Here is a 26,608-nt window from a genome sequence, read left to right on the forward strand (position 1 = left end):
TCGTATTATTGTTATAAATATTGAGCAGAAAGCTGATTCAGATTTTCCTTGTCTTCTTCATTCAGGAATGGCGCAACAATCCGAATGACTTGGAAAATTCCGTGAGATAATTTTTTCTCTTCATCAAAATTATCATCATAAATAGCTATCGAATAGTTCAACCAGAATGTGGCTGTTAATGCCACCTGATCAGCAAGAGATGCAATGGTTTCGTCATCGGCATTGAGTGATCCGATTTCAGCCAGATGTTTCATGATGTTGAGAGCTGTTTGTGATTTTCTTGCCAAAATACGGCGAAAATGTCTTTTCAGGAATTCAATCCGATTCATCAACTGAATAAGATTTCGATACAAAAAACGATATTCCGATATCACTTCAAAAATCATGTGAAGATAAAACCACATATCCTCCATTGAAGTGTAATTTAAGTTTTCATCCGGTGTCAAAACCTGATTGATTTTCTTTTCATAATCCAGAAAAATCTGCCAGATAATGTCGTCCTTAGAGCGATAGTGATAATAAAGATTGCCGGGCGAGATATCCATCTCATCAGCAATGTGGTTGGTTGTCACATTAGGCTCACCTTCTTCATTAAAAAGGCGTAATGCTGTGGCAATAATTCTATCCTTGGTTTTCACAAGATTTAAAAGCTAGCCTAACAAACCTTTGACGGTATCAATGTATTTCTGCATGGCATCATCCGAACTCATGCCTTTGAGAGCTTCTCTGGCATCGTATTTCGCACCACCAACAAAATCAAAAAAACCGGGACGAACACCAGTGACATCACCTACGGTAGCTTGCTTGTATAGCGAATAAAGAGTCAACATCATATCATCATTGGGCTTTTCAGATAGCGTTTTAACATCGGCGAGAGCCTGATCGAATTGTTGCTTTAAATCACTCATCAATATTTTCCTGTAGTTTTAACTTCAAAGTTTAATTTTGCCATGTATAATAACAATCGTCAAATATTTATTAAAGGGTGGAGATTATGGCATATTTTGTTACCGGAGCTACAGGATTTATCGGTTCGCATTTCTTAAAAAAATTATTTAACCGCAAAGGCAAAATCTATGTTCTTGTGCGTTCGGGTTCAAAAAAGAAACTCAAAGATTTATTGGAAAGAATTGATGCTCCAAAAGACAGAGTGATTGCCATTACCGGTGATATCGGTAAAACGAATCTGGGTATCAGCAAAAAAAGCAAAGACGAGCTTAAAGGTAAGGTGCAGCATTTTTTCCATCTGGCTGCCATTTATGATATGAAAGCCTCTTATGAGGAGCAAGAGATTGCTAATATCGAAGGCACCAGAAATGCCATTGGACTCGCTGATGAAATTGATGCAAAATGCTTTCATCATGTTTCTTCGATTGCAGCTGCCGGTCTGTATAACGGTGTTTTCCGTGAAGATATGTTTGATGAAGCAACCGGTCTCGAGCATCCCTATTTTCGTACCAAACATGACTCTGAAGGTGTGGTTCGACGTGAATGTAAAGTTCCTTTCCGAATTTATCGTCCGGGCATGGTTTTGGGACATTCTGAAACCGGTGAAATTGATAAGATCGACGGCCCCTATTATTTCTTCAAATTGATTCAAAAAATGCGTCGCCTTATGCCTCGCTGGATGCCAACTCTTGGACTTGAAGGTGGTCGTTTGAACATGATTCCGGTCGATTATGTGGTTAATGCAATGGATCATATTGCTCATGTTAAGGGACAAGACGGTAAATGTTTTCACTTGACTGATCCAAATCCCCTCAAGATAGGCGAGGTTTTAAACATCTTTTCACGAGCGGCTCATGCTCCTGAAATGACTATGCGAATTGATGCCAGAGTTTTTAATTTCATCCCTAAAGCAGTGAAATCCGGTTTGATGATGTTGTCACCGGTACGCCGGATTAAAGCTCAGGTGATGAAAGAACTCGGCATACCTGAAGGTGTTCTCAGCTTTATCAACTATCCGACCCGATTTGATAATCGTGAAACTGCAAAGCTCCTCAAAGGAACCGGAATTGAAGTTCCAAAATTGAAGAAGTATGCCTGGAGACTTTGGGATTACTGGGAAAGAAATCTAGATCCGGATTTATTTATTGATCGCAGTTTAAAAGGAAGAGTTAAAAATAAACTGGTTGTTGTTACCGGCGCTTCTTCCGGTATAGGACAGGCGACGGCAATCATGCTGGCAAGAGCCGGTGCACATGTCATTCTGGTTGCGCGCGGGGAAGAAAAGTTACTGGAAACTGCGACAATTATCAAAAAAGAAGGTGGCAAATCATCGCACTACACCGCTGATTTATCGGATATGACTTCTTGCGATAAACTGGTAGAAAATATTCTGAATGATTTAGGACCGATTGATATTCTGGTTAACAATGCCGGTAGATCCATTCGTCGTTCCATTGCATTAAGCTACGATCGTTTCCATGATTATGAAAGAACCATGCAGTTAAATTATTTTGGTTGCTTGCGTTTAATCATGGGCTTCTTACCCGGAATGACATCGAAAAGACATGGTCAGGTGGTGAATATTTCATCAATTGGAGTATTAACTAATGCCCCAAGATTTTCAGCTTATGTGGCATCCAAAGCGGCATTAGATGCGTTTTCTCGTTGTGCGGCTGCTGAATTCAATCATAGCAATGTCGCATTCACTACAATCAATATGCCACTGGTGAGAACCCCAATGATTGCCCCAACCAAAATTTATGACAATGTTCCAACCATTTCACCGGAACAAGCTGCCGATATGGTCAAGGATGCAATTATTCGTCGTCCGCAACGAATTGCAACGAGACTGGGTATTTTTGGTCAAGTCATGCACGCAGTTGCACCAAAATCCATGGAAGTTGTAATGAATACTGCATTTAACATGTTCCCGGATTCTGCTGCTGCAAAAGGCGAGAAACCTTCTGGCAGACCAACATCGCCGGAGCAAGTCGCATTTGCGTCATTAATGCGAGGAGTTCACTGGTAGTTTTTTATCACTCAAGCCAAAGGCGGGAATTCACCCGCCTTTTTCATTTGAAGTTAGTATTTTTACTATTCAAATCCGTTTTTAAAGATAATATCAATCAATTCCAGTTCACGGAATGCAACATCATCTGTAACAACAGGAGCTGAAGTCCACACCACAAATGCTTGCTGGCCATCAGGTCGAACTTTTAGTTGAGTTTCGAAATCAGGAACCGCATCAGGCATTCCTCCAATCACATTACCAGCAGTAATGTGTTGTATAGGACTGTAAGAAAGACCTCCGTTATGAGTCACTCCCATATAAATATCAACATCTTCAGTCACATCAATATTTGTCACATTGGTCTGTAACCCGAATCCTATATACATGATTTGAGCATTTTGACAATCCGTAATATCAGTAATATTATTCGGATCAGTACAACCCGGACCGGTACTGGATGTGCCAACGATTCTTGGTTCCCTGACACTGACTCCGCTTTCCTCGGTTAGATTTGAGAAGTTAATAGCAGGAGACCATGTCGCACCACCATCTTGTGAACTTTTAATGTAAAAATTGTATGGAACTGAATCCGAAAGAAAATCGAATCTCGCTTGATCAGGTGTGTGAGAAAAACCAATGACGACATTCTCACCTTTCATCTGACCACGATGAGCAAGAGCGTTTTCATAAGGATTCAAACCAGTAGTTGCGGATTCTGCCATCCCCGGATAACCATTGTAAATTTCTGAGCCACTGAAATTTATTGCAGGACTATTTGTTACATCATTCAGAGGATCATCAACCAACTCATCATCTCCAATATTGTCCTCATCCTGATTATTCACATGAGCACGACACTTTTCACCATACACTCCAACAACCGTACTGTCTACAGCAGGTAGAATATGAATCGGATCAAAACCACCTACTGCTCGACGAATCATAATATCCGAAGGACCTCCTTCAGAATATTCTCCTTGTTTATAGGCGAAAACTATACCTGTTTGTCCACTGGATAAGGCTTGAGTCAGCACTCTGACACGGCGACCATTTTCATCTGGTTTACTAATGATACAACCATTTATAGGGAAGTCAGCAGTATTTGTAAATTCAGGCCATGAGTGATAACGAATATACTTCCCATCATCAATTCCGGTTGTACTTTTTCTTTCTTCCCAGGCAATTAATGCTCTTCTGCCGATGAGACGAATATTTGCACGCGATGCTGAAGCCTTACCTGTTTCATAAATCCCAGGGCCGTGAGATGTTCTATCCGGACCATTTAACTCTCCGTTTGACTCTTGGTTTTTGGTAAATCGAACCGGAGTTGACCAGTCATTAGCAATAAAGTCAACTGTACTATTGTTGTTAGTATCTAATGCCATATAGAACAAGTCAGTTCCTCCGGTTGTTTATGCGCCTGATGCACCGGAACCCGGACCATCCGAACCACCGAGTTGCAATCCTAACGGATCTTCCTGCCAAACAACTGCAAAACCAGTCTTTTGAGGAATTGGAACATCTTGTTTCACATCACGAAAACCACTGGTAAGCTGTTCTGTCTTATAGAGTTCGCCCAAATCACCAACTGCATTAAACTGTTGTATTGAAGAATTCCATTGCAATCTTGAGACCCAAAGACAGGCGTAAGGGATTGTGATGCCGTTCAACTCCAAATAAGTTATGAATCGTTGTTCACCCGGCGGTAGCGTCGGGTTAGCAGGACAATACTTACTATTCCAAGTGACAACAATGTTATTACCCGAATTAAAAACCTGAGGTTTATCTGAATCACCGGGATAACTGACGGCTCTGGGATCAGATGATAAATCAACATAACCTTCATTGGCACTTCCGGCTGGAAACAATGGAGGAGGACCGCTACTCTCAATAATTCCCAAGGCTGAACTGAACATCGCTGTATTATCGAAGTTCATAGGAGAAGACCAAGTTTCCCCTTCGTCAATCGAATATTGAACAACCAAATCCCAAGGCTTCCTGACCTCTCTTGATTTCACATCATAAGCATCATTCGCCATGAATTGGGACTGTCCGTAAACGCTAATTAAAGTCTTATCAGGAAGTCGTAATATTTTTACTTTATTGGTGTCATCAATCCCATTTGAAATCACAGAAGGCCCGACTTGCGGGGTAAGAGTAAATACATCTGCTAAGCTATAGCTTGTAAAACCACAAAAAGTGGATCCGCAGATGATAACAAACATTAATTTGCTAATTTTTTTCATAACTGCACCTATCATTTACCGAGAATAATTACATACACCGACCATCAACCGGATATACAACTCATAACAGACAGGCTACAATCCCGGATTCTCATAACCCATCCGGTGTCCCCTTACAATCAACATAGCATGTATTCAGGAAAATTTATTTGATAGTTATCAACAAATTCGTGACTATTGGCTCATGAAAACAGTCTTCTAAATATGTTGTAATGTAAAAGAAGGGGTTAATTGGTTTTCATAACTTTGTGTAACAATTTTTATCCCTGTTCGTTTATCAAATATTAATACCAAAACTGAATTTCTTGTTTGGGGAAAACATTATGAAAAAGATTGTGAAAATATTTATACCGCTTTCAATTTTGGTTGGAAGCGTCTTTGCGGTTCAAGCTCTGGTTGCATCAAAACCGCCGATTGAAAAGAAACCCAAAGAACAACGAGTGGTTTCTTTATTTGTTGATGAAGTCAAAGCTGAAACAGTTAATCTGTCAGTTTCAACTTATGGAGAAGTCAATCCTAAAACCGAAATTGACTTGACATCTATGGTGTCCGGTCAAGTTGTCGAGATCTCAAACCAATTTGCTGAAGGTGGAATATTCACCAAAGGAGATGTTTTGATGAAAATTGATGACACCGAATATCAGGCAGCTGTCACTCGTGCAAAAGCGAATGTGGCTTCCGCAAAAGTAAAAGTTGAAGAGGAAATTGCCAATTCTAAAATCAAAGAAGATCAGTGGAAAAGAAAAGGTCATGCAAATCCAAGTGATTATGCCTTAAATATTCCCCAAATAAAAGAAGCTAAAGCATTGCTTGAAGCTGCTCAAGCCGACTTAAAAAATGCAGAATTGAACTTACAAAGAACTCAAGTTACAGCTCCTTTCGATGGAAGAGTGTTATCAGAGAATATTGGTCTGGGACAATATATCTCAGCGAATACCGTTCTTGGTCATATTTTTGCAACAGATGTTGTTGAAGTCAAAATGCCTTTAACAGACAGCCAGTTACAAGAGCTGAACCTTCCCATTGGTTTTGTTGCCAATATAGACAATGCTCCCAAAGTGACATTTACTGCAAAGAATAGTAAAGAATCCAGTCAATGGGATGGAAAAATTGTACGAACTCAAGCTGCTATTGATAATCAAACACGTTTGATTTATGCCATTGCAGAAATAGCGAATCCTTACAATACCAGTGAATCAAGCTCAATGCCAATGGCAGTTGGTTTGTATGTCGATGCCAATATCCAAAGCAAAAAAAGCCAGGACACCTTGGTCTTTCCAAGAGTTGCATTACACAATAACGAAAAAGTTTATGTTATCAATGATGATGAAGAGTTAGAAATCAGAAAAGTTGAAGTTTTATCAACATCCGCTGACCTTGTTCATGTTTCCAATGGTGTAAAAGCAGGTGAAAAAGTGGTTGTTTCAACCACTCCAACGGTTATTGATGGTATGAAAGTTAAAGCTATCAGCCGTGATGAAGAATTACAAGCACAAGCTGTTTTATCTCATTCTGAAAAACAAGGTTAATAATCATGAATAATTTAATCGCATGGTGGGCAAAAAACTCAGTTGCAGCTAACTTGTTGATGGTTGGTTTGTTGATTGCGGGCTTTATTGGCTTCAATAATATGGAACGCGAGATGGACCCACAAGTTCGCTTTCCGGGTTTGCAAATTGGAGTTTCATGGCCGGGTGCTTCGCCACAGGAAGTTGAAGAACAAATTGTCGCAAGAATCGAAGAGTCGGTTCGTGATTTGGATGAAATTGAATGGGTTCGCTCTTCCTCAAATGAGGGTCGCGGTGAAGTTTATATTTTAGCGAATCAAAAAGCAGATTTCACACAGTTTATGAATGATGTGAAAATCAGGGTGGATTCCATTACTTCATTCCCAGGTGATATTGAACAACCGGTAGTTCAACAATGGGTTAATCGCAATGAATTCATCCGAGTTGCCGTTTCCGGTGATTTGAACGAGCAAGAATTGAAAGAACTTGCTGAACAACTTCGTCGCGAGGCTGCTAATTTACCGGCTATCAGTATCGTTCAATTATTCGGCATTCGTTCTGAAGAAGTTTCAATCGAAGTTGGTAAAGAGTCGTTAAGACGTTATAACCTGACCTTTGATGATGTTGCTAGTGCCATCAGAAAAAGTTCTATCAATCAATCAGCCGGAGCAATTCGGACAGAAGCCGGTAGTTTTCAGTTAAAAGTCAGAAATCAAGCCAATCATGAAAAAGATTTTTCGGACATTATCATTCGCCAAACCTCTGATGGGGGCACAATCAGAGTGGGTGATGTTGCAACAGTTATTGATGGTTTTGAGGATAATCCAATATTAGCAACACTTAACGGCGAACCTACTATTCTGCTTCAGGTAATGACAACTGAAACTATGGACATAGTAACGGCTTCGCAATCAATTAATCAATGGATTGCTGAAAGGCAAAGCACACTGCCGAAAGGTGCCAAGTTGACTTTGTGGACCGATCAGGCAGAAGACTTTAACGGTCGAATGACAACAATCGGTAGTTCTGCTTTCATGGGATTGATTCTGGTATTGATTGTTCTGATGTTGACACTCAGACCGAAAGTGGCGTTCTGGGTGGCTTTCGGTATCGCAACAGCTTATGCCGGTGCTTTTGTATTGCTACCGTCAGTTGGTGTTTCACTCAACATGTTATCGACTTTCGCATTCCTGCTCGTTCTTGGAATTGTGGTTGATGATGCTATTGTTGTCGGCGAAGGAATTCATAGCGAATCCGATCGAATGGGTGGAGGAATCAAAGCTGCCATTTCAGGAACTCAGATGGTTTCTAAACCGGTCATCTTCGGAGTCGTAACGACGATTATGGCATTCTTACCTTGGTTGTTTTTAAGCGGTTCAACCAGTGAATTCACCAAGCACATCACTTGGGTTGTGATTTTAGCTCTGGCTTTCTCACTGGTTGAATCATTGCTAATATTGCCATCCCATTTAGCGAATATGAAACCGCGTGAATCCAAATCATGGTTTACCAGATTTCAAAAATCCATAGCAAATTCCATTACATCTTTTGCACAAAATTATTATCGCAAAATCGGCAATTGGAGCCTCAAATACCGTTATGTAACAACCAGTTTGTTCATTGGAATTATTATTGTTGGATTCGGACTTTTTGGCAGTAGCTGGGTGAAGAAAAGTTTTATGCCGGAAATTGAATCCGATGAACTGATTGTCAATGTGGTTTTACCTGAAGGCGCACCCTACTCTCGTGCTTTGGAGATATTGAAACAGCTACAAGTTGCTGAACAAAAACTGGTCGATGAAGTCAACCAAAAATCAAATGGTGAAGATCAATTGATTGAAAACTGGTACACACGTTCACGTCGTGACAGTGTCTTGGCAATCGTTAAACTCGTACCACCTGAGAAAAGAACCTTAAGCAGTAAAGAAGCATCAATTCGTCTTCGTGAACTTTTAGGTGATGTTCCGGACGCCAAAGAAGTGAGCGTGCGTTATACACACGGAAACAACGAACCCGGTTTTGAGTTATCAGTCCGTCATCCAGATTTAGAGTTGCTAAGAGCCGCTACCGCAGAATTGGAAGAGCAATTAAGAACTTACGATACACTTTATGATATTCGTAACAATATGATTGGTGTCTCCGATGAAATCAGACTAACCATGAAACCGGGAACAACAAAACTAGGATTAACATTGGCAGATGTCAACAAACAAGTCAGACAAGCCTATTTTGGTGAAGAAGTGCAACGCATTCCTCGAAATGGTCAGGATGTTAAAGTGAAAGTCAGATATCCTTTGGAGTCCAGACGTTCGATGGAAAGTCTGAAAGATTTCCATGTAAAAACATCCGACGGCAGAGAGATACCATTGCTAGCAGTTGCGAACTTAGAATTCGCACCCGGAATCAAAAGTATACAGCGCTGGAATGGAAGTCGTGCCGCCAGAGTGAGTGCCGATTTGAAAGAAAATGTTTCTGATGAAATCATGAAAGATCTGAAAGATAACTTCTTCCCGCAATGGAAAGAAAAATATCCCGGAATCCAAACCGGTTCTGTAGGTCAGGCTGATGGTGAGAAACGCTTTGTTAAAGAAGTAACCGGGCTTTACTTCATGGCAATATTTGCGATGTATGCTCTGCTAGCAATCGCTTTCAAAAGTTATTCTCAACAAATCCTCATCCTCGTTGCGATGCCATTTGAATTTGTCGGTGCGATTTATGGACATATCTTTACCGGTTTAACAATGGCAATATTCAGTTATTTTGGAATCGCCGCGGCTGCCGGTGTTGTTGTGAATGACAACTTGGTATTGATGGATTATTGCAATCGGCTGAGAGAGCAAGGCATGAAACCTTATAAAGCCATTGTTGAAGCCGGTGTACAAAGATTCAGACCCATCTTTTTAACAACTTTAACAACGGTGATAGGACTTTTACCTATGATGCTCGAACGCTCGACTCAAGCCGCATTCCTGCAACCGGTTGTGGTTTCTTTAGCGGCAGGTGTGATGCTGGCATTCTTCGTGACATTATTATTAGTTCCTGCACTCTATGGTATTGGTATTGACATCCGCTCAGGAACAAAAAGGCTTATTGCCCGAATCAAATCATGGTTTGTTAAAGCCGATAAAAACGAAATAATTATAGGTCCAAATCAATCAAACTAACTCGGGCAAATTTATTCACAACATGAAAAACCTCCTCCTTTTCATGTTGTGAATTTTTTTATTGATCAGTAGATTTTTTTTCTTCTGTATCATGTATCTTAATTTCACCTTGTTCAACCAAACCATCTTGCAACCTGAAGTCTAATTTGTATTCATAAACAAAGTTTCTTAAGGATTTTTTTAGTGTCTCAGATGAAGCATTTGAAACTGTCATATTTCCAACATTTCCATATCCAATTTGTGGTGTCGTAATGATTGCCAAATGGTTCGGCACCCGACCTTTTAGATGTGTTCCTGTGAGTTTGAAATCCTTACTCCACGCCAAGCGTCTTTCAAAAGTATTTGCAACATCATAGGTTTCAAGCAACTTTGCTTTCAACTCTTCTGCCCGACTCAGTTCATCCGGCGACAGAGTTTGATTCAGCTTGTCCAATAAAGCTGAAGTTTTTTCAGCATAAGGACCTTTATTTGTGGGAACCAGAGACAACCACGCATAACCTCTCACATTATCGTTTTCCTGAAGATACAATAGCCCGACAAAATGCATCGCAAAAGTATTGCCATAAGATGCTGCCCTTTTAAAATTGTTGATTGCGCTTTTATTTAAACCATCATAGTGGTCTTTTGCCCCCAAATAAGTGTAATACTCATCGGGATTAACAACCTCTCCGAGCTCATTAAAATGCAAACCATAGCTTCCAACTGATATTTCATCATCATTTTTACTATGTACAGAAAAAGCTAAAAGAAAAGCAAGAAAGAAAATAGATTTATTCATAATGGTCTCATCTCGTGTAAATGATTTCATCATAATATCTCCGCATCCTGAATATTAACTGAATGAAAAATGAATATCAAATTTGGAGTCACAAACCAATCGCTCAGGTTCGTAATCAAAAGATTCTGAGTCGTTGATTTACAGTACATTAGGATTGACTTAGCCAATATTCGGTTATATTTGATAGGCAGAGCCCATCTCACAAATTTCTACCATGAAGGTCATGAGGTTCATGAAGGTAATTTCAGTATCTCTACCAAACTTCATGTTCTTCAATCACTTTATGGTTTATTTTTCTTCAAGCAATTTAACGATTATGTTTCGTTCAAGAATGATTATCTAAATTTCTCGACATAGCCAATCGAGTTCCGGCAATATAACAGATAAAAACAACGCAAATCCAAACCAGATACGAACCAATGGGCAAGTATTTAAACCAGTAAACCGGCCACAAGAATGCGTATAAAAAGTTAATAATTGAATCCACAAAAAACTCTACGAATAGAACCAATACAGATTTGATAATCAGGCTCTCTGTTCCGATAAAACTTTGCACAAAGTCGATAACTTCGTAAATTTCAATATGCAGGTAAGTGATAAAGGTCAACACACCATAAAAACCGCCACCAAATTTCATCCACTTTTTATACAGAAATGCTTTCCAAAACTTTTGCTGTTTGATTTCGGTGTTTTTAAATTCCTGTTTCAGCAATTTGGTGTTTTTAGCGGTCGCTCCTGTTTCTTTTCTGGCGACCAGAACCAAAAAATAGGATATAAGCCCGACCGGCAAACCTGCAAAGAGTATGGATTTAAGAACATCATTAATCATTCCGTTTGTTCGCTATCTCACAATCATAGTTGGATCACCAAGCAATTGATATCCTAACAAAATATCTTTCCTCTCAGGATTGGTTTGTGCATATTGTTTTAACGCATAGTTGAATGCTTTGCCTAATGTCGGATTGCGGTTGGAATTGATATATTGTTTGAAGTATTTAACAAACTCAGTTTCACCATCACTCTTTGTATATGTCGATGAACCAATGGTAGCCACAGCTCCGTAACTTGGAGATTGCAGTAAGGCTCCGGACAGGTATTGTTTGATCGGATCAACAAAATACGAATTCCAACAACCCAATTGCATAAAGACTGTCGGTGGATTTTGCAGTTCAGCAACATTATTAACATCAAAAACATTGTCCTGACTCCATCGTGTTGGTGATGAATGCCCTATCCAGTTGACAAATGCCGATCCACTATTTAAGTTCTCAATTAATTTTTGTCTGGCTTGTTCAATTCCAAGTTCATCAATTCGGATGAGATTCGATTGTAGAGGACTTTGCAATGACAAATCTGCGGCTATGGCATTAAAACGATCGCTGTCCTTGTTATCGGTGATAAATATTTCTGAATTAAAATTTTGGTAATTGTAAGTGCTGATTTTATTCAACAACTGTTGCAATTCGGTTGTGTTATTGGCTATCAATCGACCGAGAGGGATGTCTGCAACATCATCGTTATCGAAATCAACAAACGGAACATCTGTTGGTGCATGATGAATGCCATCTCCGGTATTGCGATAAAAAGTCGGAACAATACTCACTGCGTTGGTGTTGAGATAATTTTTATAATCATACTGATCAGAGCCAACAATCATGACATATTGCAGGGGATTTTTTCTGTGCAATTCGGCAATAAATTGTTTGAGTGCATTTGGATTGTTATATGTGTCAGAGAATGATGTTATCACTGATTCCACATCAAATACACCAACATTAAATCCTTGTGCCTGTTTTTCGTTGATATAATTCTGCAAATAAGGAATAAAATCACTTCGCGTCAAAATCAAAAAATCGGTTTTAGAGTATTGCAAACTGCTCGTTGCCAGCAATTTTGGAGAATGTGTTTTGTTGAGTTCGCTGATATAAATTTGCGAAGACTCAAACGGATTACTGAAATGCAATTGCAAAGACCATCGCAAATAGCGAATCTCAGCATCTTTCAAAACGTATGTTTTATTTGCTGTTTTTGAAAAAACAAGTAAATCATCACTATTAAACCCTTCAATTTGATAATGTTCACTCGCTACACCTTCAAAATCAATTTGTCCTTCATTAGCAATAAAACGACGAGGATAAGTTACATTAAATTTATTAAGATTCACCAAGTCATAATCGTAACCGCTATCGCCGGGCTGAAAGAGTTGAACTGATAAGGAGTTATTCGTTACATTTGAGGCATAGTTAAAAATATCAACTTCCTGTTGTCCATCAAATGTCTGGAATACGGTTTCGCTATCATTAATTTGCAAGCCAATATTATGGTCATCATTTGTTCCCGGAAAGTCCGTTACGCCAACAATATTGGCAGAAACAGTCACAGGATTGGTTGGACTGACATATTCTTCAGCCAGTGCTGAAAGCTCAAATTGCCAGGATGTAGTTTTTGGTTCTGTATAAACTAATAACTTTTTCATCATCCAAGGATCAGATGAGGAACTGGAAAACTCGTAATGATTATTTTCTTCAATCGTTTGATTAGCAACATAAAACTTAGGACTGTCAGAACTATAGTTCGGTGCCGCTTTCGCTTCTTGAATTCTATTTGTATTATTTTGAACAATCTTCAGTGTGTAAATGGCTTCATCACTGTAAATGGAATTTGCTTTATCACCCAAAAAATAGATGGCATCATTTTTCGAGATTGATTTGGAATTTGAATCTAAATAAAGTGGAATAGTTTCGTTATTGCGTGTGAGTTGAAGGTTTTTTATCGACTTTCCAACAACATTGAAGTTTTGTGATAATAAGTCCGAAACTAAAACCCGTTGAATTCCTGAATCACTGACCAGAACCTTAATTTGAGTTTGATAAATTCTAGCGCTGCTTTCCAGTATTTTTTCATGCTTAGATTGACTCCAATCGATGTTTACATTTTTTTCTTCAATTCCATATTGTGTATTTTTCAGTACATAGTCCAAACGATGTTCAGTACCATCAGTATCAACCGAAGCGAGAATTACAGCATCGGGATTAATTTCCTTCAATCCGAAAGAGTAGTTGTTCGGTTGATCCGAAATGATGAGTTTTTGATTCAGCTTGTTGCCATTGGAGTCGTAAAGATTAAATCCCAAATGCTTAAATTCAAGGCCTGTTTGCCAAGAAACAATATTATCATGGTATTTGACTGTATTCACATACACAGGTGTTGCGATGGTACAGTTGGCCGAACCGGGCGTTGGAACATAAAAATTCCCAGACCCATCATCATAAAATCCGAGGGGACTAACTCCATCTGTGAAACAACGCAACCATGATTCTCCATCAGAACTTGTTGGATAATCGTGAGACCATATAACTGTTTGTACTCCACTTGTGCAATCACCCAATGTGGTTGGTTCATATAAAGATGCCCAAGTATTTGTTACAGAGCTGTTACTGAATTGAGATACTTGATTACCACTTGAATCCGCAATACTGAAACCAAATCCACGCCCATCATCTTCACCACAAATATGGTAAAACCCTCCGGCGGGAACTGTAACGCCTGGTGGAATCAGCCAGCTATTGTTTGTGCCTACTGATGGATCTCCGTTTTGTACCTGATTATTTGATATACAATAACCTGATAAATCAACATCGGTGGCACCATTGTTGTAAAACTCAATAAATTCGTCATCTGCGTTGTTTCCATTTGAAGACCCATCTTCACCGTAAACACCATCTCCATCACAATCTTGTCCCAAATTCGTGACCGGAGATATGTCTCCCGGATTAAAAAGAACTTCGTTCAGAACAATATCAGTAATATTAGGGTCAGGTGGTGCAGAGATCGAAGAAATAGATACACACAACAAAACAGCAGCCACAGGTGATTTTAGTAGTTTCATAACAATTTTCCCATCCAATTCCGACTCCATTATATTTGATTATGAAGAGAAAACAAATTACGTAACGGTTGAGTTTACAATATCTTACATATTGAAAGGAAAATCAGGCGAAATTCATAGTTCTGTAACACTATGACTTTAGAGTTCAACGACTAAACACCGTACTGCTTTTTGTAATTTTGTACTTTTTTCAGCTTTTCTTCATCATCTGCCAAAAATCGAATCAAATCATCCAAAGATGCAATGGCCACGGTTTGAAGTCCGAATTGTTTTTGAAGCTCTCCGATTGCCGATAACTCACCCTGCCCTTTTTCCTGTCTGTCTAATGCAACGGCAATTCCGGCAACTTGTGCTTGATTGTTTTGAATCATTTCAATAGATTCTCGAACCGATGTTCCAGCAGAAACCACATCATCGACAATCAAAACTTTGCCTTTGAGTGGAGCACCGATGAGAACGCCTCCTTCGCCGTGATCTTTGGCTTCTTTGCGATTGAATGCCACAGGTATGTTTTTACCAAAAAGTTTGAAATATGCCGTTGCAATCGTTGTTGCAATTGGAATTCCTTTGTACGCCGGTCCATACAGCATATCAAATTGCAAACCGCTTTGTTCAATGCTTTGAGCATAATACTCGCCTAAAAGAGCTAATGATTCCCCATCATCAAAAAGTCCGGCATTAAAAAAATAAGGTGAAATCCGACCTGATTTCAGAGTAAATTCTCCAAATCTCAACACCTGTTTTTTTAAAGCCAGTTGAATAAAATCTTTTGCAATTATCATTTCACACTCCCGAAGCCATTGAAAACAAACCATAAGTTATGGACATTATGGGTGACGAAATAATATGCGATAAAACTCCGGACGCCAATAAGGCGACAATAATGAACATTCCATACATCTCAGTTTTCGCAAATTTATCGCCGATTTCTTGAGGCAAGAATCCATGCAGAACTCTGCCTCCATCAAGCGGTAAAATTGGAATCATATTGAAAATCATCAATACGACATTAATCATAATCCCTCGGAATGCCACACCAACCAAAAACATCAATGTACTGGATTCAGTCATCACCATCAATACGACTTTTGCAAAAATAGTCCAGAATATCGCCATCAAAAGATTAGAAATCGGTCCCGCTAATGCCACCCAAATCATATCTTTTCGGGGATTTCTCAAACGATGAACCATTACCGGAACAGGCTTTGCCCAGCCAAACAGAAACGGTGCTTTGGTCAACAGTAATAATCCCGGAACGATGATTGTACCAACCGGATCAACATGGCTGACCGGATTTAAGGTTAAACGCCCTAAATCTTTGGCTGTGGGATCACCAAAATAATTCGCCACCCAACCATGAGCCACTTCGTGAAGAATAATTGCCAATGACAGCGGCACAACCCACATTGAAATATTTAAAATCAGATTTTCATCCATATTGATTCTCGGAAAAATATTCCAGAATTTTATCATATTCAACAACCAGATAAGTATAATATGACACCATTAAAAACAATTACGACCCGAATGAAAATTACAACTGCCAACACCAATGGAATCCGTGCTGCTCAAAAGAAAGGCTTTTTTGAATGGTTGCAAAAAGCCAATCCTGATGTGGTTTGTATACAGGAAACCAAAGCTCAGGTGCATCAGCTTAAACCTGAAATTTTCATGCCCGAGGGTTATCATTGTTTTTATCATGATGCCGAAAAAAAAGGCTACTCGGGAACTGCTATCTACAGCAAAATTAAACCACAATCCGTTAAAACCGGCATTGGCTGGGATGAGTTTGATAACGAAGGTCGCTGGCTGGAAGCGGATTTAGGCAATCTGACCGTTGTTTCACTCTATCTTCCATCCGGAACTTCGGGAGATATTCGTCAGGATTTCAAATATCAATCGATGGAACGACTGGAACAGGAATTTGAACGACTGAAAAACTCCGGCAAACCATTTGTTATTTGTGGTGACTGGAATATTGTTCATAAGGAAATTGACATCAAAAACTGGAAAGGCAATCAAAAAAATTCAGGCTGTTTGCCTGAAGAAAGAGCCTGGCTGACAAAGCTACTTGATGAAATTGATTTGCTCGATGCATTCCGTGCTGTTAACCAAGAACCTCACAACTACACCTGGTGGTCCAATCGCGGACAAGCTTATGCCAACAATGTCGGATGGAGAATCGACTATCACATCACCTCTCAGGATTTGAAAGATAAAATCATCTCCGCAGAAATTTATAAAGACGAAAAATTCTCCGACCATGCCCCACTGACGTTAGAGTATCAGTTGTAGAAATTTGTTGAAATTTTTGATTGGTAATCAAACAAATGCGGAGTTGATATCCCAACTCCAGGCGTAGTATTTTTCCTCATCCTCAAAAACCATATACACATCATTATCATCTTCCCATATGACATGTGTCCATTTTGGATTAGGAATGAGATTTTGATTTTCTTCAAACCAATCGGGACAAATTTCTTTAATTTTCTGTTTGGCATGTGATAACTCAACGTCGATAAACTGAGTTGCTGTAAAGATTTCTTCGGCTTCATCCAAACTCTTCACATCCCGTTGATGAAAAACCGTCTGCCAGAAGAAATGCAAAACAGACTGAAACTGCTCTAATCGACACGAATAAAATACAACCGATTCACCAAAATCAATCGGCCAGATTTTCTCAAAAGAATACTCAATTTCAATCGGCGGAGTGAAATTCAAAACTCCTTCCCGAATTAATTTTTTACCGTAGTTTTGGATAGACATTAACTATTTCAATTAGTAAAGTGCAATTAGTAAGGGATATTGCAGGAAAAATGTATCAAATCAAGGCTTAAAATGTGAAAGTTCAATTAGCAGTTAGATTGAGGTAGAAATTCTTTCTATCAAGGCTTGAAATACGAGCATACAAGCAGTATGTCAGTATTTTATAACGCAGAGAGAAGGAATTTCTACCCCAATATCATTGCTAATTCATTAGCATTCCGCCGTTTATGTGCAACGTCTCGCCCGTGATATACTTACCCATATCCGATGCTAAAAACAAAACTGCATTGGCAATATCCTGAGCTTCTCCCAATGTTCCAAGTGGTACATCTTTGATAAGTGCTTGTTTGGCATCTTCGTTCATGTCTTTGGTCATGTCGGTTTGGATGAAACCGGGGGCAATGACATTGACGGTGATTCCTCTGGAACCAATTTCTTTTGCCAGAGACTTGCTGAATCCAATCAATCCTGCTTTAGCAGCCGCATAAGCACCCTGTCCGGCATTTCCCATGCTACCGATAACTGAACCAATGGTGATAATTCTTCCGCCTTTGGCTTTCATCATTGGACGAATACAGGCTTTGGACAGACGGTATACAGATTTTAAATTGGTATCCAGAACCATATCCCACTCATCATCTTTCAGACGCATGAGCAAATTGTCTTTGGCGATTCCGGCATTGTTAACCAAAATTGTTGGCAACTTATCTTCTTCTTTAAGTTCATTCATCAAGTTGTCAATACTTTCTGCATTGCTCACATCCAGAACTTTACCACAACCTTGAGCGCCAAGTCTTTCCGATATTGCCTTAGCTCCGGCTTCGCTTGTAGCGGTTCCGATAACATAAGCTCCTGCTTCAGCCAAAGTGTCAGCAATAGCAGCACCGATACCACGGGATGCTCCGGTTACTAATGCAATTTGATTCTCGATTGATATTTTCATGATTCCTGATCTCCCGCATTGACAGCTTGATTGAAACCATCAGCTGTATTCAAACTATAAATATTCCACGTACGATGAGTTCGTTTTGCCAAGCCTGATAAAACTTTTCCGGGCCCACATTCAGCAATGTTTAAAATGCCTTTATCAATGAAAAACTGATTGGTTTGTGTCCATTGTACGGATTTGTATAATTGCTCAACAAGAGCTTTTTTGATGTTTTCAGGTGAGATATGAGGCATGACATCGCTGTTATGAACCACCGGAATTTCCGGAGATTTGATATCAATGGTGACTAAATCCTCTGCCAGTTTATCGGCTGCCGGTTGCATTAATGCACAATGTGAAGGCACGCTCACAGGCAAAGGCATGACTCTTTTGGCGCCGGCTTCTTTTGCCAGTTCAGCTGCTTTTTCCACAGCTTCTTTACTACCGGAAATCACCACCTGACCCGGAGAATTGAAATTCGCTGCCGTTACATTTCCACCGGCATCGGCTTGCTGGCATATTTCCACCACTTGCTGGTCTTCCAAACCAAGAACTGCCATCATTGCTCCTGTTCCTTCAGGAACTGCTTCCTGCATGTACTTACCGCGTTTATGAGTCAGTAAAACGGCATCTTCAAAATTTAATGCTCCGGCACAAACGAGCGCAGAATATTCGCCCAAACTATGCCCTGCCATAAAAGTTGGTCGTACGGGTGATTTTTCTTTCCATAATTCCCAAATCGCAACCGAGGAAGTGAGCAATGCCGGCTGAGTGTATTGTGTCAGATTGAGTTGATTGTGAACATCTGATGCCACCATTTCCATCAAATCGAGTTCCAATACGTCGCTGGCACGAGCGAAAATATGTTGAATTTGAGGAAAAGACTCATACAAGTCGGCAACCATTCCAACTGCTTGAGAGCCCTGCCCCGGAAATACAAAAGCAAGATTTTTCATCTTTTTGTCCCCTTTTGAAATTGATTTTAAAACTGTTTGAATTTAGAGCTTCAGCAAAGCTGAACCCCAAGTGAAGCCGCCACCAAACGCTTCAAGCAATACTGTTTGACCCGGTTTAATTTTTCCTTCACGAATTCCAATATCCAATGCCATTGGAACTGAAGCCGCAGATGTGTTTCCTGTATCTCCGACAGTTACAATCACTTGATCCATGCTCATTTTGAGTTTTTTGGCAGTTGCTGTAATAATTCTTAAATTGGCTTGATGAGGAACCAACCAGTCGATATCCGATTTGTCCAGATTGTTGTACTCTAATGTTTCATCAACAATACGACCCAAAGTTGTGACTGCAACTTTAAAAACTTCATTGCCTTTCATGGAAATAGCAATTTCTTCATTCATACCAACCGATGGACCAACATTGGTTTTCAGCAAATCAGCATAATTTCCGGTCGCATGAATGTGTGTTGAAAGGATTCCCGGTTCATTACTTGCCGTCAAAACCGCAGCTCCGGCTCCATCGCCAAATAATACGGCTGTAGTACGATCTTGCCAGTTGACGATTCGAGTTAAAGTTTCGGCTCCAACAACGAGAACATTTTTATGAGTTCCTGATTTAATGAAATTATTCGCAACGCTTAGAGCATAAATAAATCCACTACAAGCAGCATTAACATCCATAGCTCCGATTTTTTTCATGCCTAATTTACTTTGTAATAAACATGCTGTGCTTGGAAAGACCAAATCAGGAGTTGTTGTTCCGACAACAATTAAATCAATATCTTTTTTGTTTAAACCAGATGCTTTCAGAGCTTTTAATGAGGCTTCATAAGCCAAATCAGAGGTGTATTGACCTTCGGCTGCGACGTGTCTTTGTTTGATTCCGGTGCGTTCCTGAATCCACTGATCACTGGTATCGAGTGTTTTTTCCAAATCAGCGTTAGTGATGATTTTTTCAGGCAAATATCTGCCTGTACCGATAATTTTCGAATAAATTGTCATGTATTAATTCTCCAGTGATTTTCTCATGCTTGCAATAACATCATGCTGAGAAATATTATAGGCTTGCCGGATAGCAGAGGTAAACGCCAAGGCATTACAATTGCCATGACTTTTAACAACAAGACCGTCCAGACCAAGTAAAAGTGCACCATTATACTCATCTGGCTCAACGATACGCATCCCTTTTTTAATTTTTTGCCACAATGAAGTTTTCGGTGAATCGCAACTTTCGTTTTTGATATAGGATGCCATTGCTTCACAGGCTTTGATGGTGATATTGCCGACGAAACCATTGCAACAAATCACATCGGCATAACCATTGAACAAATGCGTTCCTTCGCAGTAACCAATATAATTGATATCAGATTCGTTGAGCATAGCATCTGCTTGTTTGACCGTATCATCACCTTTGTTGTCTTCAATTCCTACGTTAAGCAATACCACTTCTGGATTGTTTTTTTGATAAACAGCTTTTTGATAGGCACAACCCAATCGTGCAAAATTATATAAATCGAAAGCCTTGGCATCCGTTGTCGCACCAACATCCAGCATTAATGCTCTTTTCGAACGACTGGGCAGCAATCTTGCCAATACCGGTTTATCAATCTCTCCTAACATGTTCATCCAGTGCTTTGCCAAAACGACCATCGCTCCGGTATTTCCTGCGGTCACGCAAATTGCTGATTTCTTTTGTGCCACATCTTTGATGGACATCGACAAACTGGAATCCCGTTTCTGACGTAGTGCCATAAAAGGTGATTCAGCCATGGAAACAGAACGCCCGCAAGCAATGAATTCAATCCGGGTTTGATCAATTGATGGCAAACGATGTGAAATTGTGTTGAGATAACTATTTGAAGCAAACACCCGGAAAACAACATCTTCCTGTTGTTTCAACATATTTATTAATGTGTCCAGCCTTTCATCAGGATAAGAGTCACCACCCATCAAATCTACGGCAATGATTATCTGTTCAGTTTTGGCTGGTAATTGTTTTTGCATAGCTGAAAGATTTTACAACGAAATCCGGAAAGACACAAAATCAACAATGGTTTTTCTTGATTCTGAACCCATAAAAAAACGAAGCCTGAAATTGAATTTCAAGCTTCGCTTCAATTGAAATAAATAATTTTTAAGACTGAATTATTCTTCGTCTTCTACAAAATCATCAGCCAAGTCAATGACTTTTTGACCTTTGTAGTAACCTTCAGCAGTTACATGATGACGAATATGCACTTCACCGCTCTCAGAATCAACTGATAAAGTACGGGCTTTCAAACTATCATGGGCACGTCTCATGCCTCTTCTTGATGGTGTTTTACGACTTTTTTGTACAGCCATGGTAATTCTCCAAATTATTTTAAATCTTGTTTTAAACTTTCTAATACTGAAAATGGATTTTCTTTTTCAGCAGGTAAATCATTATCATCCTGCTGGTCTGAATCATCACCGTCTGTTGCTGTTTCATCAAAAGGAACATCCGGGACAACCAGTATCAATTCATCTTCGATAATTTCCGGCAGGTTAATGTATCCATCCTCAAACCAGGAGGCTTCCATACCTACATCCAGTAACTCCTCATAAGCTAAATCATTAATAAAACCTATGCTGGAGTCGATATCCACCGGCATTAAATATCTTTTGCGACTAATCATACAAATCAATGGTAAATTAGTCTTAACTTTTACCTGAGCTTTTCCGGGTATTCTGTCAGCTCTTTCAAACTGAATTGAGAACTCGACTATTCCTTCACAATCTGCCAACATATCGACCAGCCTGGTCATTTGACACAATTCAATCTGTCCTTGATAGAGCCTCTGCCCGTTTATTGCCTTATCCAGAGCAACTTTCTCAGGTAACTGTTTCATAGCCGGCGGATTTTACTTGCTTTGCATCTGCATTGCAAATAAAAAAGTTCCTCAAAGCTATTAAATCAACCATAAACATTCCTTACAGACATTTTTTGTATGCTTGTTGGATTTAATTGGTAAAAAAATATTTCGCATGATGTGATACCAATAGTATTTTTTTGATAAAATGACGTTTTTTATATGAGCTATAACGTGCCTGAAAGCCTTAATTCTCTGCTACCATACAATGACAAACTCGAAAACAGGCAGCTTAATGAGATTGAGTTGTTAGTTATTCATTGCACAGAGCTCCCTGATATTAAAACCGCTCGAATTTATGGTGAAAAAGTCCATTACAGCTCAGGAACAGGAAACAGCGGACATTATTATATTTCAAAGAAAGGAGAGTTGTTCCAATGGGTTGAGTTAGACAGAGTAGCACATCATGTTAAAGACTTTAACAGAAATTCGATTGGAGTCGAATTGGATAATTTAGGACGTTTCCCCAACTGGCACAAAACCACTCATCAATATTTGCATGATTCTTATCCAAAGGAACAGATTTCAGCCTTGATTCAACTTATCTTGAAATTACAGAAAAAGTTACCAAATCTAAAGTTCATTGCCGGACATGAAGAGTTGGATACTCGATTGATGCCTTCTGAGAACAGTCCGGATATTTATATTCGTCGTAAAATGGATCCGGGATATTTATTCCCTTGGGACGAAGTATTAAAAAATATTAACTTAGAAAAATATAAATAATCAGGTGATTTATGGAGCCGATGCAACATTTACTTAAGTACTTTGAGCTGGAAAAACTGGAAGAGAATCTCTACCGAGGTCAGTCTCTGGATATTGGAACCGGTCGGATTTTTGGCGGACAGGTTTTATCCCAGGCACTTGGTGCAGCTTATCGGACCGTCGAGGATAAACATGCGCATTCTTTTCATGCGTACTTCCTGCGTGAAGGTGATGTCAAAAAACCGGTTGTTTTTCAGGTAGATCGTGCCAGAGATGGTCGAAGTTTTGATAACCGACGTGTGGTAGCCATCCAACATGGTCGTCCTATTTTGAATTTGGCTGCTTCATTTCAGATTGAAGAATCCGGATACGAACACCAAGTGGATGCACCTGATTTACCGAAACCTGATGAGTTGGATGAAAAACCGTTTCTAACTGCCAAACAAATGCAAAGTCTCACTCCAAGAATGCGTCGTTTGATGACGACTCAAGGACCGTTTGAATTTCGGTTTGCTGATGATATTGATCCTTTTGACCTGAATGCCAATGAGCCCATTCGTCAAATTTGGTTTAGAGCTCGAACTGAAGTTCCTATGAATCAAGCATTACACCGTCAACTGATGGCATTTGTCTCGGACTTTCATCTGGTTGCAACATCAACTTTCCCTCATCCGGTTTCATACCTTGATCCGACTCTGCAAATTGCCAGTCTCGATCATGCGATGTGGTTTCACCATGATTTGAATGTCAATGATTGGTTGTTATATGATTGTTTCAGCCCTGTTGCTAGTGAGGCACGAGGATTTGCACAAGGGCGAGTTTTTACTCTGGATGGAAAGTTAGTTGCACACACATCTCAGCAGGGATTGATACGCCAACGTGATAAAGCGAGAGATGGTTTTAAAAAACAACTCTGATTGTATTTCAATAAAGTTTATTACTCGGAAAGCTGAATCGTCATAAAAACACTGTTTGAATCTTTTTTGTAATTTGCAAAAGGTTCGCAAATTTTAAATCCGTGTTTTTGATAAAGTTTTCTGGCAGGGATAAAAAAATCCATCGAACCGGTTTCCAATTTAAGTGAAACATAACCACGTTCTTCTGCAACATCAAATATATATTCCAGCAGCTTTGAACCAACTCCCCTGCCTCTGACCGTTCGACTGACACGCATTGATTTGATCTCACCAGTGTGATTATCTAATTCTTTCAAAGCCGCACAACCTACTAGCTGATTATTATCATAACACGACCAAAAAGTGATTTCGGGAGATTTCAACCCTTGCAAATCCAATGCATGTTTACTTTCCGGAGGGGATACCGATAGCATATCCTCAATGTGCTCCTCTAAAAAAGAAATAATTTCTTCGCTAATTAGCTCGTCAATTTTGATAATCATTACAGAAACACACTTAGTTCTAAAAATTGGTTTTACCCAGAAGAAATTTAATAGAACAACTAATATAGTTCAACAAATATAAACATTGCAGACAAAAAAAAGCCTCCTGAAGACCAGGAGGCTAAAAAGGTCGCTGCCTGTATTTATCAATACTTGGTTACAAGGAAGAGGGAGGAAAAACCTTAATAACCGACAGCTGTATTACCATAGTTGCCAAACAAAGTTTGGCGGGAAATAAATAATGAAATTAAATTTCAACGACTATTCTTTCAAATAATCTGTTTTCTTTGACTTTAATAACTCAAACTAGTTCCATACCAGTTGTTGAAAAAAGCGTTTAATTTGAAAACATGTGCATTGTAAGCATTTCAAAATAAATTACAAACGAGTTGTTTTTATGGCTCGGATAAATTATACTAATGTGAAAAACATCCAAAATTATTATTTTAATGAGAAAATACAATAACATACCTCCACTTCGAGCATTAAAAGCATTTGAAGCATCAGCCAGACATCTGAGTTTTACTAAAGCTGCCGAAGAACTTTTTGTAACTCAGGCAGCCATCAGCCACCAAATCAAATCACTTGAAGACATGATTGGGGTGAAACTTTTTAAACGATATAACCGGTCTTTACAACTGACAACGGAAGGTCAGGTTTATCTGTTATCAATCATGGAAGCCTTAGAAAAACTGGAGAAATCAACACAACAGCTTGCAAACCGTAACGCCAAAGGAATGCTAAATTTATCACTTCTACCCTCTTTTGCAACAAAGTGGATGGCGAAAAGGATTTGGAAGTTTCAGGATAAGTTTCCTGAAATTGAAGTCAGTATTTCTGCATTTGAGTGGTTGGCAGATTTTAAAAAGGAAGATATTGATATTTCCATTCGTTGGGGAAAGGGAGATTGGGATGATGTTTATTGCGAGTTATTATTTGAAGAGCGGGTCTTTCCAATTTGTAATCGCAAAGTTTATAAGGCTCTTGGAAAGAATCCTTCTCCTGAAGTTCTACTGGATTATAAACTGCACCATGATGACTTCTCACCGGAGGATTGGGATATGTGGTTCACTGAAGCCGGACTCTCTCAGCACGAACCTATAAAAGGAACACGCTACAGTCATTCTGTGATGATGCTTGAGGCTATAGAAAACAGCGAAGGTTTTGCATTAGGAAGAACCACATTGGTTATTGATGATTTAAAAAGAAAACTGTTTTTTGCCCCTTTTAATATCAGTATCAAAAGTGATTATGCCTATTACTTTGTTTGTCCCAAAGGAAATGAAACGCTACCTAAAATAGCTGCTTTTAAAAAATGGTTATTTGCCGAAGCTCAAGCTAGTATGCAGTATGCTGAAGAAATATTTTCAGGAAATCATCAGCAATAAAAAAGCCGATACAAGAAAACGTTAACCCCTAAAACTTATATCGGCTTCACCCTTTTTATTGATTGATATAATGTGAAATACAATCTTTTGCCTAAAAACCAGGAGTAATGATAAATACTAAGAGACTAAATCTAATTTCTAAGCGTTTTTAATTATACTCAAATTTCGAGTTGTTTTATAATGTGTGTACAATAATGTGCACACTACTATGTCAAATAAACAAATTCAAATATCAACACCGGTGCAATTACAGGTTGCATTGATCCCTGTATGCAAGATGGTTATTCGATTCGGAATGCATTTTTATGAATTCGTCAGAAACATGCAAAAAGCATATATACATGCAGCAGAAGAAATCTTAAATGAATCTGACATCAAGCCAAACCATCAGGCGATAGCCATAAAAACAGGCATGGATCGGCGCACCATTGCAGAACAAAAGAACAATCCGGAAAGTCAAAACCATAACCCTTTAAACAAAATGGACATGGTGATTGTTCAGCTTCAACTCTATTTTGCCAAAGAAGACAAAAGCTCGATTTCAAATGTTATGTTGAAATCAATCATTGATTCCATATACGCAGGACACATTCGTTCAGGCGCAGTGATCGAAGAACTATTATCAAATAAAATTATTATTAAATCATATGACGATCATTACAAACTCAATCTGACTTTGCAACAACAACTTGCCGATATTCAAATGATGGCGGATGAAGTTGATTACACTGCAAAAAGATTGTTTCAAACTTACTACAAAAATATGTTTGATGACAAACATCAATATAAATTAGGGCAACAAACTGTTATTTCAACAAAAATCGCCCCCAGTAAACAAGCCACAGTTCTGGAACTCTTAGGCAAAGAGCTCCAGAATTCGAAGAAACGAATGGAAAAAATTCTCAAAGAGCATGAATCCAATGTTCCGGAAAACACTTACCCCGAACTTGGAGTGACTGAATTTCAGTTTAGTTCATTGGAATAGTTTGAATTGATTCGCAGAAATGAAAGATGTCTTATCATTCCATTTA

General features: G+C 39.1%; 25 protein-coding genes. 8 read left to right on the forward strand and 17 right to left on the reverse strand.

Going from position 1 to position 26,608, the window contains the following annotated elements; translation table 11 throughout:
• Window positions 1-11 precede the first annotated feature (11 nt).
• Entirely contained in the window at window positions 12-638 is a 627-nt protein-coding gene (locus R3F25_01990) for a TetR/AcrR family transcriptional regulator (GenBank protein MEZ5495594.1), read from the reverse strand.
• Between the two features lie 12 nt (window positions 639-650).
• Window positions 651-908 (reverse strand): acyl-CoA-binding protein, encoded by a 258-nt coding sequence (locus R3F25_01995; GenBank protein MEZ5495595.1) that lies wholly within the window; start codon window positions 906-908, stop codon window positions 651-653.
• A gap of 86 nt (window positions 909-994) precedes the next feature.
• On the opposite strand from R3F25_01995, the gene R3F25_02000 reads away from it, so the two are divergent.
• Window positions 995-2,977 (forward strand): SDR family oxidoreductase, encoded by a 1,983-nt coding sequence (locus R3F25_02000; protein MEZ5495596.1) that lies wholly within the window; start codon window positions 995-997, stop codon window positions 2,975-2,977.
• Window positions 2,978-3,042: 65 nt separating this feature from the next.
• Here R3F25_02000 and R3F25_02005 read toward each other — a convergent pair whose 3' ends face one another.
• Window positions 3,043-4,344 (reverse strand): choice-of-anchor O protein, encoded by a 1,302-nt coding sequence (locus R3F25_02005; protein ID MEZ5495597.1) that lies wholly within the window; start codon window positions 4,342-4,344, stop codon window positions 3,043-3,045.
• A 27-nt stretch (window positions 4,345-4,371) separates the two neighbouring features.
• Complete coding sequence (locus R3F25_02010) at window positions 4,372-5,205, reverse strand: choice-of-anchor O protein (protein MEZ5495598.1); 834 nt, start codon at window positions 5,203-5,205, stop codon at window positions 4,372-4,374.
• Window positions 5,206-5,528: 323 nt separating this feature from the next.
• Between R3F25_02010 and R3F25_02015 the strand changes: the two genes are divergently transcribed.
• Both R3F25_02015 and R3F25_02020 read left to right on the forward strand, forming a co-directional pair.
• Complete coding sequence (locus tag R3F25_02015) at window positions 5,529-6,734, forward strand: efflux RND transporter periplasmic adaptor subunit (GenBank protein MEZ5495599.1); 1,206 nt, start codon at window positions 5,529-5,531, stop codon at window positions 6,732-6,734.
• 5 nt (window positions 6,735-6,739) lie between these two features.
• Window positions 6,740-9,877 (forward strand): efflux RND transporter permease subunit, encoded by a 3,138-nt coding sequence (locus R3F25_02020; protein ID MEZ5495600.1) that lies wholly within the window; start codon window positions 6,740-6,742, stop codon window positions 9,875-9,877.
• Window positions 9,878-9,935: 58 nt separating this feature from the next.
• Here the strand turns inward: R3F25_02020 and R3F25_02025 are convergent, their stop codons facing one another.
• The 5 genes from R3F25_02025 to R3F25_02045 all read right to left on the reverse strand — a co-directional run bounded on the left by R3F25_02025 (window position 9,936) and on the right by R3F25_02045 (window position 15,981).
• On the reverse strand, window positions 9,936-10,655 hold the full coding sequence (locus R3F25_02025; protein MEZ5495601.1) for a hypothetical protein: 720 nt from the start codon (window positions 10,653-10,655) through the stop codon (window positions 9,936-9,938).
• Window positions 10,656-10,980: 325 nt separating this feature from the next.
• A complete protein-coding gene (locus R3F25_02030) occupies window positions 10,981-11,484 on the reverse strand; it encodes a hypothetical protein (protein ID MEZ5495602.1) in 504 nt (167 codons plus the stop codon).
• Window positions 11,485-11,496: 12 nt separating this feature from the next.
• The gene (locus R3F25_02035) at window positions 11,497-14,544 is read right to left on the reverse strand and encodes a C25 family cysteine peptidase (protein MEZ5495603.1); all 3,048 of its coding nucleotides are present in this window, start codon (window positions 14,542-14,544) and stop codon (window positions 11,497-11,499) included.
• A 152-nt stretch (window positions 14,545-14,696) separates the two neighbouring features.
• Window positions 14,697-15,326, reverse strand: coding sequence for an orotate phosphoribosyltransferase (gene pyrE, locus R3F25_02040; protein MEZ5495604.1), 630 nt, complete (start codon window positions 15,324-15,326; stop codon window positions 14,697-14,699).
• A 1-nt stretch (window position 15,327) separates the two neighbouring features.
• Window positions 15,328-15,981 carry a site-2 protease family protein gene (locus R3F25_02045; GenBank protein ID MEZ5495605.1) on the reverse strand — a complete coding sequence of 218 codons (654 nt, stop codon included), beginning with the start codon at window positions 15,979-15,981 and terminating at the stop codon, window positions 15,328-15,330.
• A gap of 90 nt (window positions 15,982-16,071) precedes the next feature.
• On the opposite strand from R3F25_02045, the gene R3F25_02050 reads away from it, so the two are divergent.
• A complete protein-coding gene (locus tag R3F25_02050) occupies window positions 16,072-16,839 on the forward strand; it encodes an exodeoxyribonuclease III (GenBank protein ID MEZ5495606.1) in 768 nt (255 codons plus the stop codon).
• A 27-nt stretch (window positions 16,840-16,866) separates the two neighbouring features.
• Here R3F25_02050 and R3F25_02055 read toward each other — a convergent pair whose 3' ends face one another.
• The 7 genes from R3F25_02055 to R3F25_02085 form a co-directional block, all read right to left on the reverse strand.
• Window positions 16,867-17,310, reverse strand: coding sequence for a hypothetical protein (locus R3F25_02055; protein MEZ5495607.1), 444 nt, complete (start codon window positions 17,308-17,310; stop codon window positions 16,867-16,869).
• Between the two features lie 202 nt (window positions 17,311-17,512).
• Window positions 17,513-18,247 carry a 3-oxoacyl-ACP reductase FabG gene (gene fabG, locus R3F25_02060; protein MEZ5495608.1) on the reverse strand — a complete coding sequence of 245 codons (735 nt, stop codon included), beginning with the start codon at window positions 18,245-18,247 and terminating at the stop codon, window positions 17,513-17,515.
• 2 nt (window positions 18,248-18,249) lie between these two features.
• Window positions 18,250-19,194, reverse strand: coding sequence for an ACP S-malonyltransferase (gene fabD / locus R3F25_02065; protein ID MEZ5495609.1), 945 nt, complete (start codon window positions 19,192-19,194; stop codon window positions 18,250-18,252).
• A gap of 42 nt (window positions 19,195-19,236) precedes the next feature.
• Window positions 19,237-20,196 carry a beta-ketoacyl-ACP synthase III gene (locus R3F25_02070; protein MEZ5495610.1) on the reverse strand — a complete coding sequence of 320 codons (960 nt, stop codon included), beginning with the start codon at window positions 20,194-20,196 and terminating at the stop codon, window positions 19,237-19,239.
• Between the two features lie 3 nt (window positions 20,197-20,199).
• Entirely contained in the window at window positions 20,200-21,198 is a 999-nt protein-coding gene (gene plsX, locus R3F25_02075) for a phosphate acyltransferase PlsX (protein ID MEZ5495611.1), read from the reverse strand.
• A gap of 141 nt (window positions 21,199-21,339) precedes the next feature.
• Window positions 21,340-21,537, reverse strand: coding sequence for a 50S ribosomal protein L32 (rpmF, locus tag R3F25_02080; GenBank protein MEZ5495612.1), 198 nt, complete (start codon window positions 21,535-21,537; stop codon window positions 21,340-21,342).
• Between the two features lie 14 nt (window positions 21,538-21,551).
• Window positions 21,552-22,064 (reverse strand): hypothetical protein, encoded by a 513-nt coding sequence (locus tag R3F25_02085; protein ID MEZ5495613.1) that lies wholly within the window; start codon window positions 22,062-22,064, stop codon window positions 21,552-21,554.
• Window positions 22,065-22,247: 183 nt separating this feature from the next.
• On the opposite strand from R3F25_02085, the gene R3F25_02090 reads away from it, so the two are divergent.
• The gene (locus tag R3F25_02090; protein MEZ5495614.1) at window positions 22,248-22,811 is read left to right on the forward strand and encodes an N-acetylmuramoyl-L-alanine amidase; all 564 of its coding nucleotides are present in this window, start codon (window positions 22,248-22,250) and stop codon (window positions 22,809-22,811) included.
• Window positions 22,812-22,831: 20 nt separating this feature from the next.
• On the forward strand, window positions 22,832-23,707 hold the full coding sequence (locus tag R3F25_02095; GenBank protein MEZ5495615.1) for an acyl-CoA thioesterase II: 876 nt from the start codon (window positions 22,832-22,834) through the stop codon (window positions 23,705-23,707).
• 20 nt (window positions 23,708-23,727) lie between these two features.
• Here the strand turns inward: R3F25_02095 and R3F25_02100 are convergent, their stop codons facing one another.
• On the reverse strand, window positions 23,728-24,189 hold the full coding sequence (locus R3F25_02100) for a GNAT family N-acetyltransferase (GenBank protein ID MEZ5495616.1): 462 nt from the start codon (window positions 24,187-24,189) through the stop codon (window positions 23,728-23,730).
• Window positions 24,190-24,638: 449 nt separating this feature from the next.
• On the opposite strand from R3F25_02100, the gene gcvA reads away from it, so the two are divergent.
• Window positions 24,639-25,577, forward strand: coding sequence for a transcriptional regulator GcvA (gcvA, locus tag R3F25_02105; protein MEZ5495617.1), 939 nt, complete (start codon window positions 24,639-24,641; stop codon window positions 25,575-25,577).
• 208 nt (window positions 25,578-25,785) lie between these two features.
• Complete coding sequence (locus tag R3F25_02110) at window positions 25,786-26,562, forward strand: hypothetical protein (GenBank protein ID MEZ5495618.1); 777 nt, start codon at window positions 25,786-25,788, stop codon at window positions 26,560-26,562.
• Window positions 26,563-26,608: the final 46 nt, after the last annotated feature.

It is taken from the genome of Gammaproteobacteria bacterium, from assembly GCA_041395445.1.
Classification (GTDB): domain Bacteria; phylum Pseudomonadota; class Gammaproteobacteria; order Xanthomonadales; family Marinicellaceae; genus NORP309.